Origin of the sequence: Marinobacter persicus, assembly GCF_002934325.1 — a bacterium.
Taxonomy (GTDB): domain Bacteria; phylum Pseudomonadota; class Gammaproteobacteria; order Pseudomonadales; family Oleiphilaceae; genus Marinobacter; species Marinobacter persicus_A.
Genome location: NZ_PTIV01000035.1, coordinates 1 through 13,697, shown reverse-complemented (window position 1 = coordinate 13,697; position 13,697 = coordinate 1). Strand labels below are relative to the sequence as shown.

Sequence of the window (13,697 nt, the reverse complement as noted above, 5' to 3'; positions counted from 1 at the left end):
TTTAAATACCCCATTTCTGGTTTGGAGCAGGGTCAATGGAAAACCTGGAGCAACTGGTTCAGGACGGGCTCAGTGCCGTCGAAAAGGCAGACGGTCTGCAAGCACTTGATCAAATTCGTGTGGAATACCTCGGCAAGAAAGGCATCATCACCCAGCAGGCGAAAACACTGGGCAAACTGTCTCCCGAGGAACGTCCAGCGGCCGGCCAGAAAATTAACGAAGCCAAGGGGCAGGTGGAGCAGGCGATCAACGCCCGCCGCTCGGAGCTGGAGAAGGCCGCCATCGAGGCCAAGCTCGCAGCCGAGACCATCGACGTGACCCTGCCGGGCCGTGGCCAGGATCTGGGTGGTCTGCACCCGGTAACCCGCACCCTGCAGCGTATTGAAGACATTTTTGCCCGCGCCGGTTACAGCGTGGAGCAAGGGCCCGAGATCGAAGACGATTATCACAACTTCGAGGCCCTGAACATTCCGGACCATCACCCGGCCCGTGCCATGCACGACACCTTCTACTTCAACCTGGGCACGGTCCTGCGCACCCACACCTCCCCGGTCCAGATCCGCACCATGGAGGCCGACAAGCCGCCGTTCCGGATGATCTGCCCGGGCCGCGTGTACCGCTGCGATTCCGACATGACCCACACCCCCATGTTCCACCAGGTGGAAGGGTTGCTGGTGGAAGAGAACGTCAGCTTCGCCGACCTCAAAAGCACCGTGGAAGAGTTCCTGCGGGTGTTCTTCGAGCGCGACCTGAAAGTGCGTTTCCGCCCGTCCTATTTCCCGTTCACCGAGCCCTCCGCGGAAGTGGATATTGAGTGGGGCCGCGAGGCCGATGGCAGCATCAAGTGGCTGGAAGTCATGGGTTGCGGCATGGTGCACCCGAAAGTATTCGAACATTGCGGTATCGATGCCGAGAAGTACCGTGGCTTTGCCTTTGGCCTGGGCGTGGAGCGCCTGGCCATGCTTCGCTACGGCGTGAACGACCTGCGCATGTTCTTCGAGAACGATCTGCGCTTCTTGCGTCAGTTCCGATAACAACGACCATTACGCATACGGCAACCAAACATCAGGCAAACCGCATCAGGACAAGGCATAAACCATGAAATTCAGTGAACAGTGGCTGCGCGAGTGGGTTAACCCGAACATTGGCTCCCAGGAATTGATGGACCAGATCACCATGGCCGGGCTGGAAGTGGACGGCTTCGAGCCCGTCGCCGGCGAATTCTCCGGCGTGGTGGTCGGCGAAGTTCAGTCGGTTGAGCCACACCCGGACGCCGACAAGCTGCGGGTCTGTCAGGTGAGCAACGGTGAAGAAACCGTGCAGGTGGTGTGTGGCGCCCCCAACGTACGCGAAGGCCTGAAAGTGCCGTTTGCCGAAGTGGGTGCGGTATTGCCGGGTAACTTCAAGATCAAGAAGGCCAAGCTGCGTGGCCAGCCCTCCCAGGGCATGCTGTGCGCCGAGGCTGAACTTGGCCTGTCCGAGGCCAGCGACGGTTTGATGGAGCTGCCCGAAAGCGCCCCCACCGGCCAGGATTTCCGTGAATTCATGGGTTTGAACGACATCACCATTGATGTGGACCTGACCCCCAACCGCGCCGACTGCCTGTCCATCAAGGGTCTGGCCCGGGAAGTAGGCGTACTGAACAGCCTGGCGACCAACGCCCCGGCTATTGAGTCGGTGGACGCCGTGCATTCGGAAGTGCCCGACATCCGTATTGAAGCGCCAGCCGGTTGCCCCCGTTACCTGGGCCGGATTCTGCGCAACGTGAACCTGACCGCCGAAACCCCGCTGTGGATGCAGGAAAAACTGCGCCGCTCCGGCATCCGCTCCATAGATCCGGCCGTGGACGTGACCAACTTCGTGTTGCTGGAGCAGGGCCAGCCCATGCACGCCTTTGACCGCGAAGAAATCAGCGGTGGCATCGTGGTGCGCATGGCCAAGCCGGCCGAGAAGCTGGTGCTGCTGGACGGCCAGGAAGTCGAACTGACCGAAGACACCCTGGTGATTGCCGATCACGACAAGCCCATTGCCATCGCCGGCGTGATGGGTGGCGAGCATTCCGGCGTGAGTGAGAAAACCCGGGACCTGGTGCTCGAATCCGCCTATTTTGACCCCATCACCCTGGCCGGCAAGGCCCGGGAATACGGCCTGCATACCGACGCCTCCCACCGTTTTGAGCGTGGCGTGGACTACCAGCTGGCCCGCGACGCCATGGAACGTGCCACCCGTCTGCTGATGGACATTGTCGGCGGTGAGCCGGGTGAGATTGTCGAGGTTGCCTCCGACGAGCACTTGCCGAAAGCACCCCGCATCACCCTGCGCCAGAAGCGCCTGAACGATGTATTGGGCCTGGCCATCGACGCGGATACGGTTGAAAACATCCTGACCCGTCTGGGACTGAGCATCGAAGAGTCCAGCGGTGACGCCTGGCGCGTAAAAGCACCCAGCTTCCGTCCGGACATCGCCATTGAAGAAGACCTGATCGAAGAAGTTGGCCGCATTTACGGTTACAACAACCTGCCGGTTACCGAGCCGGTGGGTTCGCTGGGCCTGAGTGTGCGCGAAGAGGCCACGCGCCCGGTGTCGGCGATTCGTAACTACTTCGTGGCCCAGGGTTATCAGGAAGCCATTACCTACAGTTTCGTGGACCCGAAAGTCCAGGAACTGGTGGACCCGGACCACGACGGCATCGCCCTGGCCAACCCGATTTCAGCGGACCTGTCGGTTATGCGCACCACGCTCTGGAGCGGCCTGCTGAAAACCGTCGCCCACAACCAGAATCGCCAGCAACCGCGCATCCGCCTGTTCGAAACCGGCCTGCGGTTTGAGCAGACCCAAGACGGTATCGATCAGCAGCCCATGCTGGCCGGCGTCGTGGTGGGTAATCAGACCCCCGAGAACTGGATCAACGGCCGCCGGGCCACCGATTTTTACGACGTAAAAGGCGAGCTGGAAAGCCTGTTCAGCCTGCTGGGTATTGAAGTGGATTTCATCGCCAGCCAGCACGCCGCCCTGCACCCGGGCCAGACCGCCGAGTTGATGCGTGATGGCGAACATGTCGGCTGGCTGGGCACATTGCACCCGCAAGTGCAGAAAAATCTGGAACTTAATGGCACGATCCTTATGTTTGAGCTATTCTTGAACTCGATCGTTACCGGATATGTGCCTAATTTCAAAGCCATTTCAAAATTCCCGGAAGTTCGGCGAGATTTGGCTATCATTATCGGCAACGATGTGGCGTTCGCGCAGGTGGAGCATGTGGCTCGCCGTTTTGCTGGCGAACACCTCACAGCCTTGCGTGTGTTTGATGTGTACGAAGGCGAAAGCCTGGGTGAGGGGAACCGCAGCCTGGCGCTGAGTCTTTTCTGGCAGCATCCCGAGCGCACGCTGAACGAGGACGAAGTGCATTCGCTCTTCAACGGCGTGATTGACGCCCTGAAAGAAGAGCTGGGGGCAACACTGAGGAGCTAAACGATGGCGGCGTTGACGAAGGCGGACATGGCGGAGCGCTTGTACGAGGAATTGGGCCTGAACAAGCGGGAAGCCAAGGAAATGGTGGAAGCTTTCTTTGATGAAATCAGAGGCGCACTCAGCCATAACGAACAGGTAAAGTTGTCCGGGTTTGGCAATTTTGACCTTCGTGACAAAAGCCAGCGGCCGGGCCGGAACCCGAAAACCGGGGAAGAGATTCCCATCAGCGCCCGGCGCGTTGTGACCTTCCGACCAGGCCAGAAACTGAAGCAAAAAGTGGAAGCGTATGCTGGAACCCAGTCATAACAACGAATTGCCGGCCATTCCCGGCAAACGTTATTTTACCATTGGAGAGGTGGCGGAACTTTGCGCAGTGAAGGCGCACGTTCTGCGGTACTGGGAGCAGGAGTTTCCCCAGCTGTCACCGGTCAAACGTCGCGGCAACCGCCGGTACTATCAGCGCGCCGATGTGATCACCATCCGTCAGATCCGCAGCCTGCTGTACGATCAGGGCTTCACCATTGGCGGTGCCAAGCAGAAACTCAGCAGTACCGAGGTGAAAGACGATACCTCCCAGTACAAACAGCTGATCCGCCAGATGATCACCGAGTTGGAAGAAGTGCTGGACGTGTTGAACACGCCGGTTCGATAGCCCAAGCGCTCAGTACCTAACGATTACGAAAAAGGCCGGAAGGAAACTCCTCACCGGCCTTTTCTTTACCCCATTCGCGAACCTGACTATTTCTTCTTGCAGGTCTTGATGCCCAGCAGGCTGTAGGCAGGGCACATGCCAAACGCGGCGGTCGCCAGGGGAATAATGCCAATCCAGCCCCAGGGTGTTTGCGGGCCCACAAACACCAACGCAATGAGTACAACGCCCACAATGGCGCGGACGATTCTGTCTGCAGAACCCATATTGATAGTCATCTCTGAACCTCCTTCCTTTTGTCCCTTATGGTTTAACTCTAGCCTGCAGGCCTGTGGCGTTCAGTGATAAAGTCACACTCAAACCATTTTTTTCGTTGAAGGAACCCGCCATGGCCGCTCACAGCATTTTTAATACCCTCGGTGACCGGCTGCGCGACAACACCCTGGCCGAAGTGCAGGTGATGCGCTTCCCGCCCGGCCAGGTGCTGTTCCGGGCCGGGGAATCCTGCCAGGGGCTGCCTCTGGTGATCAGGGGCGGAGTCAAGGTCCAGATGACGGGGGTGTCCGGGCACAGCATCGTGCTGTACCGGATGACCGCCGACGACATCTGCACCCTGTCGATCGGCTGCCTGATGACCGGCCGGGGTTACCGGGCCGAAGCGGTGGTCGAGGAAGCAACCGAAGCGGCCATGATTCCCCGCCCGCTGTTTGACGAGCTGATGGCCCAGTCACCGGAATTTCGCCTGGGGATTATGGAATCCTATGGCAAACGGCTGGACGACCTGATGCTGCTGGTGGAAGAGGTGGCTTTCCACCGTATGGACGAGCGCCTGGAAGAATGGCTGTTGGCCCGTGCGCGGCAGGGGCAGAGCGTGCTGACCATCACCCACCAGGAACTGGGCGTCGAGCTTGGCACGGCCCGGGAAGTGATCAGCCGCCTGCTCAAGGAGCTGGAGCGAAAGGATCTGGTGCGCCTGTCCCGTGGGCGAATCGAGCTGACCGGCCTGCTGGCAAAACCCTCCATTGCCTGACCGCCCTCCCTAAATCCCGCGATCTTTCACGCTTTCCATCACCACGAAGGTGCTGGTCTGTAGCACATGGGGCAGGCTGGACACCTGTTCTCCCAGCACCTGTCGGTATTCCGCCATATTCCGGGTGCGTATCTTCAACAGGTAGTCAAAGTTCGCCGCCATCATGTGGCACTGCTCCACCGCCGAGATCTGGCGCACCGCTTCGTTGAAGGCGGTCAGCGCCTTGCTGCTGGTGTCGTTCAAGGTGACCTGGGCAAAAGCCACGTGGTCAATGCCCAGCTTGGTCTGGTTCACCATGGCGCTGTAGCCGGTGATGTAGCCCTGTTCCTCCAGCCGGCGCATGCGCACCTGGCACGGTGTTTTCGACAGGCCGACCCGGGAGGCCAGGTCGGTCACGGTGATTCGCCCGTTCCTTTGCAGCTCCCGGATGATTGAAAGGTCGATTCTGTCCAGCTCGGCCATGGCTGCTATCCTCTTTAGAGTGTTTTGTATTTTGCATTAGTGAATATTCCTTATTTTATCGATTTGGCCAATCATTACGAATAAAAAAGGGTATTAATAAAGGAAGGGTGATCATTCCGGGAAACCCTTACAGGAAAAATACATACTGGGCCTTAGCTAGAATGTAGGGAGTATTCCAATAATCAGGAGGGTAGACCATGACTCTGCACCAAACTTCGGCGCCAGAGCTTCAGGAGCTGCGTCAGGCAATCCGCAATAATTACCTGGCGGATGAGTACGACGTCATTCACACGCTGATTGACGAGGCACAGCTGACTGAGGAGGAGCGTTCGGCCATTTCTGCCAATGCTGCTGAGCTGGTGCGCAGTGTGCGTGAGAACGCCCGCCCCACGATTATGGAGAAATTCCTCGCCGAATACGGTCTGACCACCAAGGAAGGCGTGGCGTTGATGTGTCTGGCCGAGGCCCTGTTGCGGGTGCCGGACAACCTCACTATCCACGATCTGATCGAAGACAAGATCACCTCCGGTAACTGGGGCGATCACGTGGGCAAGGCGAAATCCGGGCTGATCAACTCCGCCACCGTGGCGCTGCTGATGACCAGTAACCTGCTCAAGGATTCCGAGCGCCAGAGCGTGGGCGATACCCTGCGCAAGATGGTCAAGCGCATGGGTGAGCCGGTGGTTCGCACCGTGGCCGGCCAGGCCATGAAAGAAATGGGCCGGCAGTTCGTACTGGGCCGCGACATCGAAGAAGCCCAGGACAACGGTAAAGAGCAGGAGCGCCAGGGTTACACCTACTCCTACGACATGCTCGGCGAAGCCGCCCGTACCGATGACGATGCCGTGCGTTACTACAACGCCTATTCCAACGCCATCGACAGCATCAGCAAGCGTTGCAAGGGCGATGTGCGCACCAACCCAGGCATTTCCGTGAAGCTCTCCGCCCTGCTGGCCCGTTACGAGTACGGCCAGAAAGAAAGGGTAATGAATGAGTTGATGCCCCGGGCGCTGGAGCTGGCCAAGAAAGCCGCGCGCGCCAACATGGGCTTCAACATTGACGCCGAGGAACAGGACCGTCTGGATATTTCCCTGGACGTAATCGAAGCCATCCTCGCGGACCCCGAGTTGGCCGGTTGGGACGGCTTTGGCGTGGTAGTCCAGGCCTTCGGCAAGCGCTCGGCTCAGACCCTGGACTGGCTCTATGGGTTGGCGACGAAACTTGACCGCCGGATCATGGTTCGCCTGGTGAAAGGCGCCTACTGGGATGCCGAAATCAAGCGCGCCCAGGTCATGGGCCTGAGTGACTTCCCGGTCTTCACCCGCAAGGTATGCAGTGATGTGTCCTACCTGGCCTGCACCCGTCAGTTGCTGGGCATGACCGACCGCATCTACCCGCAGTTTGCGACTCACAACGCCCATTCGGTGTCGGCCGTGCTGCACTTGGCTAAAGACCTGGACAACTCCAAGTTCGAGTTCCAGCGCCTGCATGGCATGGGCGAGTCCCTGCACGACCAGGTGATTGAAGACAGTGGCGTGCCGTGCCGCATCTACGCGCCGGTGGGTGCCCACAAGGATCTGCTGGCCTACCTGGTGCGTCGTCTGCTGGAAAACGGTGCCAACAGTTCCTTCGTGAACCAGATTGTGGACACCAGCATCACTCCGGAAGAAATCGCCCGGGACCCGGTGGATGCCGTGAACGCGCTGGGCCACAACCTGTCCAGCAAGGCCATCGTGCCGCCGGCGAAGATCTTTGGCGACCAGCGCCGCAACTCCAAGGGCTGGGATCTGACCGATCCGGTCACCATTGCCGAGTTGGACGAAGGCCGTGGCCAGTATAAAACCCACCAGTGGGAACTGGGACCGGTGTTTGCCGGCTCAGCCAACGGTGGCGACGTGGTGGAAGTGCGCAACCCTGCCAACCCGGATGACATGGTGGGCAAGATTACCCACGCCTCCGAGGCGGACGTAAACGCCGCACTGGACGCTGCCCAGGAAGGCTTCAAGCAGTGGTCCGCGGTGCCGGCCGAGGAGCGTGCGGCCATCATCCGCAAGGTGGGTGATCTGTATGAAGAGAACGTGCACGAACTGTTCGCCCTGACCACCCGCGAAGCCGGTAAATCCCTGCTGGACGCCGTGGCGGAAGTGCGTGAGGCGGTGGACTTCGCCATGTTCTACGCCAACGAGGGCCTGCGCTACAAAGACGCGGGCGAAGCCCGTGGCGTTATGTGCTGTATTTCGCCCTGGAACTTCCCGCTGGCAATCTTCACCGGCCAGATCCTGGCAAACCTGGCGGCAGGTAATGCCGTGGTGGCGAAGCCGGCTGAGCAGACCTCCCTGTTGGCGGCCCGGGCCGCGCAGCTGATGCATCAGGCGGGCGTTCCGAAAGAAGCCATGCAACTGCTGCCGGGCGATGGCGGCACCGTGGGTGCGGCACTGACGTCCGATTCCCGGGTGACCGGGGTGTGCTTCACTGGCGGCACCGACACCGCCCACATCATCAACAAGGCCATGACCGAGAACATGGCGCCAGATGCCCCGCTGGTGGCGGAAACCGGGGGCCTGAACGCCATGATCGTCGATTCCACCGCCCTGCCGGAGCAGGTGGTGCGCGATGTGCTGGCGTCCTCGTTCCAGAGCGCCGGCCAGCGTTGTTCGGCCCTGCGCATGCTGTACGTGCAAAAGGACATCGCCGACAACCTGCTGGAAATGCTCTATGGCGCCATGGAAGAGCTGGGCATTGGCGACCCGTGGCACCTCTCCACCGACGTGGGCCCGGTGATTGATGACGAATCCCACAAGAAGATCACGGATTACTGCCGCGAGCATGAGCAGAAAGGCAAGCTCCTGAAGAAGCTGGACGTGCCCGAGAACGGCCGGTTTGTATCGCCGGCGGTGATTCGCGTGAGCGGCATCGAGGAGATGGAAGAGGAAATCTTCGGCCCGGTACTGCACGTGGCCACCTTCGAGGCCAAGGACATCGACAAGGTGATCGATTCCATCAATGCCAAGGGCTACGGCCTGACCTTCGGTATCCACAGTCGTGTGGACCGTCGCATTGAGCACATCGCCAGCCGCATCCACGTGGGCAACACCTACGTGAACCGCAACCAGATCGGCGCGATTGTCGGTTCCCAGCCGTTCGGTGGGGAAGGGCTGTCGGGCACCGGTCCCAAGGCGGGCGGCCCGCAATATGTTCGCCGCTTCCTCAAGGGTGAGACCATTGAACGCCCCGCCAAGTCCACCGACCAGGTGGTCACGGCCGATGCGGTCCAGGGCCTGATCGAAAAAGCTGGCAAAATGAAGGTCACGGAACCGGAAGAGCGCCAGGCGGCCCTGAAACCCTACTTCGGTGAGGTGCCGGCGCCGTTGGATGAAGGCTACGAGGCCCTGCCGGGACCGACGGGTGAGCAGAACCACCTGTCGAACCATCCTCGCGGTGTGGTGCTGTGCCTGGGGCCGGATGCCGAGTCCGCCGTCGAGCAGGCTGGTGTGGCGCTGTCCCAGGGCAACCAAGTGGTTGTGGTGGCACCGGGGGCCGAGCAGGCCATGGCCGATGCCGTCAAAGCCGGTTTTCCGGTGGCGGTTGCCGAAGGCATGCTGGACCCGGACGCCCTGGCCAGCCTGGAAGGCTTCAGCGCTGCCGTCAGCGTGGCTGAAAAGTCATTGCTGAAGCAGTACCGCGCGGCCCTGAGCCAGCGTGATGGCGCGTTGCTGCCGCTGATCACCGAGCACAAGCTGGACCAGCGCTACGTGATCGAACGCCACCTGTGTATCGACACCACGGCGGCGGGCGGTAACGCCAGCCTGATTGCCTCGGCGGAATAAGAGGCAGGCCTGAGCACCTGCGGGTGCTCAGGCAAACGCCGTCCGGGCAAAACTGGCCCGGGCGGACATTTCTTTGTCCAGCTCAACCAGCGCTGGGTGACTTTCCCGCCAGTGGATCTCCGGCAACCGGAAATCCAGGTATTCCAACGCCACGCCAGTCACAATGTGTGTCGCGCTGAACGCCGGCAGTTCCTGCTGTTTAATGGCGCTCTCCAAGTTTTTTTCCAGACCCGCCAAAGTACGTTTGATGGCCGCCAGTCGTCGCTGACCCAGCAGGGTATTATCGGCCGTGTCTCCCTCGTGCTTGCGCTGGATCACGGTGCCAAAGCTGGCATCAATCAGCCCCTGGGCCAGCCCCGTCAGCTGCAAGACCGATGCTAACGCCGATTCGGGAAACAGTGGTGTGGCCTCTACGATGCCATCCAGGTACTGCAGAACCAGTAGAGACTCGCTGATGGCCTGGCCCTCGTCGGTGACCAGAACCGGCACCCGGGCCATCGGGTTCACGTCAAGCAGCTGCTCGTCATTGGACCAGGGGTCGACCCAGACCAGTTCCGGTTCCAGCCCTTTTTCCATGGCCGCGATGCGGGCAACCCGTGCGTAGGGGGAAGTGGCATTCAGGTAGAGTTCCATGGTGTTATCCTTGATTTCCGGTTGTAATGACCCACAGGATACCGGGGAACCATCGCGCCCTGAACCTTTTAAGCCTTCCGACCAAGGACCATCCATGAGACTTGTCTGCATTTCCGACACCCACAGCCTGCACTGGCAAATGCCAGACATTCCGGAGGGCGATGTGTTGATCCACGCCGGTGACAGCCTGGGCCAAGGAACGCTGGACAACATCGAAGATCTCAACGACTGGCTGGGCACGCTGCCACACCGTCACAAGATTGTGATTGCCGGTAACCACGACTGGGCCTTCCAGACCGCCCCGGCCCATGCAAGGGCGGCGCTGAGTAACGCCACCTACCTGGAAGATTCCGGTGTTGAGGTTGACGGCTTTCGGTTCTGGGGCTCCCCCTGGACGCCCACCTTTATGGATTGGGCGTTCATGCTGGACCGGGGCAAACCAATGCAAACCAAGTGGGCTGAAATCCCCGAGAACACCGACGTGCTGATCACCCACGGGCCACCCATGGGCTTTGGCGATCGGGTGGCCATGGGCTTCCACGACCAGAGCGTGGGCTGCCTGGAGCTGCTCGAGCGGATCGACCAGCTCGCTTTGAAGGCACACATCTTTGGTCACATCCACGAGGGCTACGGTGAATACCAGCGTGGTTCCACCCGGTTGATCAACGCCAGTACCTGCACCGAGTGGTACAGGCCGGAAAATCCACCCATTGTGCTGGATCTGTGAGGGATGATTTCTTGAGTTCCACCACAACGCCCGAGATCCCCCAACCCGAAGCCGCCCGGAATTTCCTGGTGGTGTGTGTGTCGCTGACGTTCTGCTTTGTGGTGTATTCGATGCTGATCGTGGCGGTGCCGGTATATGGCCTGCAGCTCGGGGCCTCGCCGGTGGTGCTTGGTGCCATCTTGAGTGCCCAGTACCTGTTGCCGTTGCTGTTGGCGATCCCCCTCGGAGGCGTGGTCACCCGCTATGGTGGCCGTTCCACTCTGATCGCCGGGGCTGCGCTGATGGTGGTCGGGCTGCTGTCCGTGCATTTCTGGTACGGCTACCCGGGGCTGGTGTTGGGGCAATTGCTGATCGGCCTGGCTCACCTGCAGATGGTGTTGTCGGCCCAGACCATCATTTCAAATCTGGGTACCGGGCCTCGGCTGGAAAAATACTTCGGCTGGTACGCCACCTGGCTATCCGGCGGGCAGGTGATAGGGCCCCTCCTGGCCGGTGCAATACTGGACGCCCAGCCGGGCGTGGGCTCCGTGTTTGCGGTGATGGCGGTGTTCGCGTTTTTCGCCGGCGCCGCAGCGATTTTCCTGACCGGCCAGGCCCGGGAACGAATGGCGGTCAAACGCGGCCAGGTGGGCTTCCGGGCCCAGTGGGCCCTGATGCGGGCTAACCGGGGCGTGCAGTTGTCGGTGCTGGTAACCGTGCTGGGCATGTTCGCGCTTGGCGTCTATGGCAGCTATCTGCCAGTCTATCTGGAAAGCTTGGCGGTAACGCCGGTGATTATTGGCGTGCTGGTGAGCCTGCGCGCCGGGGTTTCCATGCTGGTACGGCCATTCATGGCCCGGGTGATTGCCGCTGCCGGCGGGCGCGAGGCCACGGTGCTGCTTTCGCTCGGAGCCCTGGCGGTGGGCATCGGTTTCCTGGGCCTGTCTGAGCAGGTTGTCTGGCTCGGCTTGCTGGCGGTGATCGTCGGTATTGGTTCTGGATTCACCCAGCCGTTGTCCATGGTCATCCTGGCCGAAAGCGTGGACCGAGAGAAGCGCTCCGGCGCCCTGGGCATGCGTTTGATGGCCAACCGGGCGATCCACTTCCTGGCCCCCTTGATGTTTGGCCTGGTGTTGGAAGTTGGCGGCTTCGCCCTGGCCTTTGGGGTATCGGGGCTTGTCATTGCCGGGTTCCTGCTATTCATGAAGCGCGCCATGCAGTCCAGCGAGGCGATATAGCGCTGCAGAGGGCGCAGGTTCAAATCCTGCCGTCCCATGCCGTGAAACGCACAACCAGTCACAGGAGAGGTTTCATGCTCAACATTTTTTATTGCCACGGCTTTGCCAGTTGCTTTGACCCGGACAAGCCCAAGGTCCAGACCCTGGCGCGGCTTGGTCCGGTCCATGGTTGCGACATTGAGTACACCCGCCCGGCTGAAGAAGTGCTCATGCGGACCATAGAGAAGGGCGATCTTGCCAACGTCGATGTGGTGGTCGGCACCTCCATGGGTGGCTGGCTCGCGGCAAGTCTGGGCGCCTCCCTCGGCATCCCGTTCGTGGCCATCAACCCCGCGGTGGCCCCGTCTGAAACCCTGCGTAAATACATCGGCTCCGGCGTCGATTTCCAGGGCAAGTCATACACCCTTGAGGAAGACGCCGTTGCCAGCTACTGGCCCATTTCAACCAAAGGCCAGGGCCTGATCCTGCTGGATGAAGGCGACGAAGTGATCGACGCTAGCCACACCCAGTCGGTGTTGGGAGATCACTACGAAGTGATCCTGTTCCCGGGCGGCGACCACCGTTTCGCGCACATGGAAGAGGCCTTGCCAGCCATCGAAGCATTCCTGGCTCGTTCCAGGGACGGCACGTAAATGAATGATCTTCGGCGTGCGCACCTGATCAGCTTTAGCCAGGATAATGATACCCTGCAGTGGCAGCCCATCGGTGATCCGGTCATGGGCGGTCGCTCCGAGGGAAGGGTGGCCATCAATGCAGGGCAGGGCTGCTTTTCCGGAACCGTGCGGCCCGACAACGGCGGCGGCTTCGCCTCCGCCAAGGCGGACCTGCCAAAGCCGCTGGACGCCTCGGATTACACCGGCATTGAATTCCTGGCCCTGGGCGACGGCAAAACCTACAAGGTGGGCCTTCGCAATACCACCGACCGCCGTAGCCCGGTCTACCAACACAGTTTTACACCGACACCAGGGGAGTGGAACCGAATTCGGCTCCCATTCACGGATTTTGTGCCCACCTGGCGCGGCAAAGTGTTAACGGATTGTGAGCCGCTGGATGCCAGCCGCCTGGCGTCGGTGAGCCTGTTTATCTCCGGTGGGCAGTTTGGGGAGTTTCAGCTCTGGATGGAGGACTGGTTTCTTTTTTGATGAAGGTTCCGGTTGCGTAGCTGAGGGCTTGTGACGGTTCGCCGCTACCACTGACGGCTTTCAGCAACTGTTATAGCTCCTGAGGAGCCGGGCTTCGACTCGGTGCTAACTGGAAATTACAGAATCAGCGGGGTAGTCTGATTAGAATTACCCAGGGAAGAGGCATTATATGGTGACCATCAGGACGATACCCACTTCCGGCATACGCACGCACCCGCTTGGGTTGCCGTTCCATCGCCTGTCCAATATTTACTTTACTCTTATACGTTGCCCGCTGGCCCCGGTGACGGCGGCTTAGTCCAATACACATTTAAAGGTCATGCTGCGACGACCTTTAAACGCTTCGTGTTGGGCTCTATTAGGAAACTCGATGAAGATTGACGTCACCTTCACGCTTCATTGGCACTTCGATGCAAAAAATCTTGCCTTGCACAATGCTTTGAGGGGTTCTACCCCGTTACTGCGGACATTCCCAAAAAGAGGCACAATGTGCCAAAGGAGTGTTCATGTCCAGACGCAGAAAATATAGCCCAGAGTTC

13 protein-coding genes are annotated in these 13,697 nt (G+C 60.1%); 10 read left to right on the top strand and 3 right to left on the bottom strand.

Annotated features, from left to right (window positions below; translation table 11 throughout):
* The first annotated feature begins 35 nt into the window (after positions 1 to 35).
* The 4 genes from pheS to BY454_RS14755 all read left to right on the top strand — a co-directional run bounded on the left by pheS (position 36) and on the right by BY454_RS14755 (position 4,123).
* Positions 36 to 1,034, top strand: a complete 999-nt coding sequence (gene pheS / locus BY454_RS14770) for a phenylalanine--tRNA ligase subunit alpha (RefSeq protein WP_104417300.1) — start codon at positions 36 to 38, stop codon at positions 1,032 to 1,034.
* A gap of 64 nt (positions 1,035 to 1,098) precedes the next feature.
* Complete coding sequence (gene pheT / locus BY454_RS14765; protein WP_104417299.1) at positions 1,099 to 3,471, top strand: phenylalanine--tRNA ligase subunit beta; 2,373 nt, start codon at positions 1,099 to 1,101, stop codon at positions 3,469 to 3,471.
* Between the two features lie 3 nt (positions 3,472 to 3,474).
* Entirely contained in the window at positions 3,475 to 3,777 is a 303-nt protein-coding gene (gene ihfA / locus BY454_RS14760; RefSeq protein WP_104417298.1) for an integration host factor subunit alpha, read from the top strand.
* Positions 3,758 to 4,123 (top strand): MerR family transcriptional regulator, encoded by a 366-nt coding sequence (locus BY454_RS14755; RefSeq protein WP_104417297.1) that lies wholly within the window; start codon positions 3,758 to 3,760, stop codon positions 4,121 to 4,123. Before ihfA ends, BY454_RS14755 begins: the two co-directional genes overlap by 20 nt.
* 86 nt (positions 4,124 to 4,209) lie before the next feature.
* Here the strand turns inward: BY454_RS14755 and BY454_RS14750 are convergent, their stop codons facing one another.
* Entirely contained in the window at positions 4,210 to 4,398 is a 189-nt protein-coding gene (locus BY454_RS14750) for a YgaP family membrane protein (RefSeq protein ID WP_104417296.1), read from the bottom strand.
* Between the two features lie 110 nt (positions 4,399 to 4,508).
* Here BY454_RS14750 and BY454_RS14745 point away from each other — a divergent pair, with 110 nt between their 5' ends.
* Positions 4,509 to 5,150: a Crp/Fnr family transcriptional regulator gene (locus tag BY454_RS14745; protein WP_104417295.1), complete on the top strand. Its 642-nt coding sequence runs from the start codon at positions 4,509 to 4,511 to the stop codon at positions 5,148 to 5,150.
* Positions 5,151 to 5,159: 9 nt separating this feature from the next.
* On the opposite strand, the gene BY454_RS14740 is transcribed toward BY454_RS14745, so the two are convergent.
* A complete protein-coding gene (locus BY454_RS14740; RefSeq protein WP_104417294.1) occupies positions 5,160 to 5,612 on the bottom strand; it encodes a winged helix-turn-helix transcriptional regulator in 453 nt (150 codons plus the stop codon).
* A gap of 197 nt (positions 5,613 to 5,809) precedes the next feature.
* Between BY454_RS14740 and putA the strand changes: the two genes are divergently transcribed.
* The gene (putA, locus tag BY454_RS14735; RefSeq protein WP_104417293.1) at positions 5,810 to 9,439 is read left to right on the top strand and encodes a bifunctional proline dehydrogenase/L-glutamate gamma-semialdehyde dehydrogenase PutA; all 3,630 of its coding nucleotides are present in this window, start codon (positions 5,810 to 5,812) and stop codon (positions 9,437 to 9,439) included.
* A 27-nt stretch (positions 9,440 to 9,466) separates the two neighbouring features.
* Here putA and BY454_RS14730 read toward each other — a convergent pair whose 3' ends face one another.
* Complete coding sequence (locus BY454_RS14730) at positions 9,467 to 10,072, bottom strand: glutathione S-transferase N-terminal domain-containing protein (RefSeq protein ID WP_104417292.1); 606 nt, start codon at positions 10,070 to 10,072, stop codon at positions 9,467 to 9,469.
* 94 nt (positions 10,073 to 10,166) lie between these two features.
* Here BY454_RS14730 and BY454_RS14725 point away from each other — a divergent pair, with 94 nt between their 5' ends.
* The 4 genes from BY454_RS14725 to BY454_RS14710 all read left to right on the top strand — a co-directional run bounded on the left by BY454_RS14725 (position 10,167) and on the right by BY454_RS14710 (position 13,158).
* Positions 10,167 to 10,799, top strand: coding sequence for a metallophosphatase domain-containing protein (locus BY454_RS14725; protein ID WP_104417291.1), 633 nt, complete (start codon positions 10,167 to 10,169; stop codon positions 10,797 to 10,799).
* 11 nt (positions 10,800 to 10,810) lie between these two features.
* Entirely contained in the window at positions 10,811 to 12,016 is a 1,206-nt protein-coding gene (locus BY454_RS14720; protein ID WP_258075670.1) for an MFS transporter, read from the top strand.
* 74 nt (positions 12,017 to 12,090) lie between these two features.
* Positions 12,091 to 12,648, top strand: a complete 558-nt coding sequence (locus BY454_RS14715; RefSeq protein ID WP_104417290.1) for a YqiA/YcfP family alpha/beta fold hydrolase — start codon at positions 12,091 to 12,093, stop codon at positions 12,646 to 12,648.
* Positions 12,649 to 13,158, top strand: a complete 510-nt coding sequence (locus BY454_RS14710) for a CIA30 family protein (RefSeq protein ID WP_104417289.1) — start codon at positions 12,649 to 12,651, stop codon at positions 13,156 to 13,158.
* Positions 13,159 to 13,697 lie beyond the last annotated feature (539 nt).

What these genes read in the sequence shown, in the direction of transcription:
- pheS (WP_104417300.1), top strand. Translation starts at nt 36, where the DNA reads ATGGAAAACCTGGAGCAACTGGTTCAGGACGGGCTCAGTGCCGTCGAA.
- pheT (WP_104417299.1), top strand. Translation starts at nt 1,099, where the DNA reads ATGAAATTCAGTGAACAGTGGCTGCGCGAGTGGGTTAACCCGAACATT.
- ihfA (WP_104417298.1), top strand. Translation starts at nt 3,475, where the DNA reads ATGGCGGCGTTGACGAAGGCGGACATGGCGGAGCGCTTGTACGAGGAA.
- BY454_RS14755 (WP_104417297.1), top strand. Translation starts at nt 3,758, where the DNA reads ATGCTGGAACCCAGTCATAACAACGAATTGCCGGCCATTCCCGGCAAA.
- BY454_RS14750 (WP_104417296.1), bottom strand. Translation starts at nt 4,398, where the DNA reads ATGACTATCAATATGGGTTCTGCAGACAGAATCGTCCGCGCCATTGTG.
- BY454_RS14745 (WP_104417295.1), top strand. Translation starts at nt 4,509, where the DNA reads ATGGCCGCTCACAGCATTTTTAATACCCTCGGTGACCGGCTGCGCGAC.
- BY454_RS14740 (WP_104417294.1), bottom strand. Translation starts at nt 5,612, where the DNA reads ATGGCCGAGCTGGACAGAATCGACCTTTCAATCATCCGGGAGCTGCAA.
- putA (WP_104417293.1), top strand. Translation starts at nt 5,810, where the DNA reads ATGACTCTGCACCAAACTTCGGCGCCAGAGCTTCAGGAGCTGCGTCAG.
- BY454_RS14730 (WP_104417292.1), bottom strand. Translation starts at nt 10,072, where the DNA reads ATGGAACTCTACCTGAATGCCACTTCCCCCTACGCACGGGTTGCCCGC.
- BY454_RS14725 (WP_104417291.1), top strand. Translation starts at nt 10,167, where the DNA reads ATGAGACTTGTCTGCATTTCCGACACCCACAGCCTGCACTGGCAAATG.
- BY454_RS14715 (WP_104417290.1), top strand. Translation starts at nt 12,091, where the DNA reads ATGCTCAACATTTTTTATTGCCACGGCTTTGCCAGTTGCTTTGACCCG.
- BY454_RS14710 (WP_104417289.1), top strand. Translation starts at nt 12,649, where the DNA reads ATGAATGATCTTCGGCGTGCGCACCTGATCAGCTTTAGCCAGGATAAT.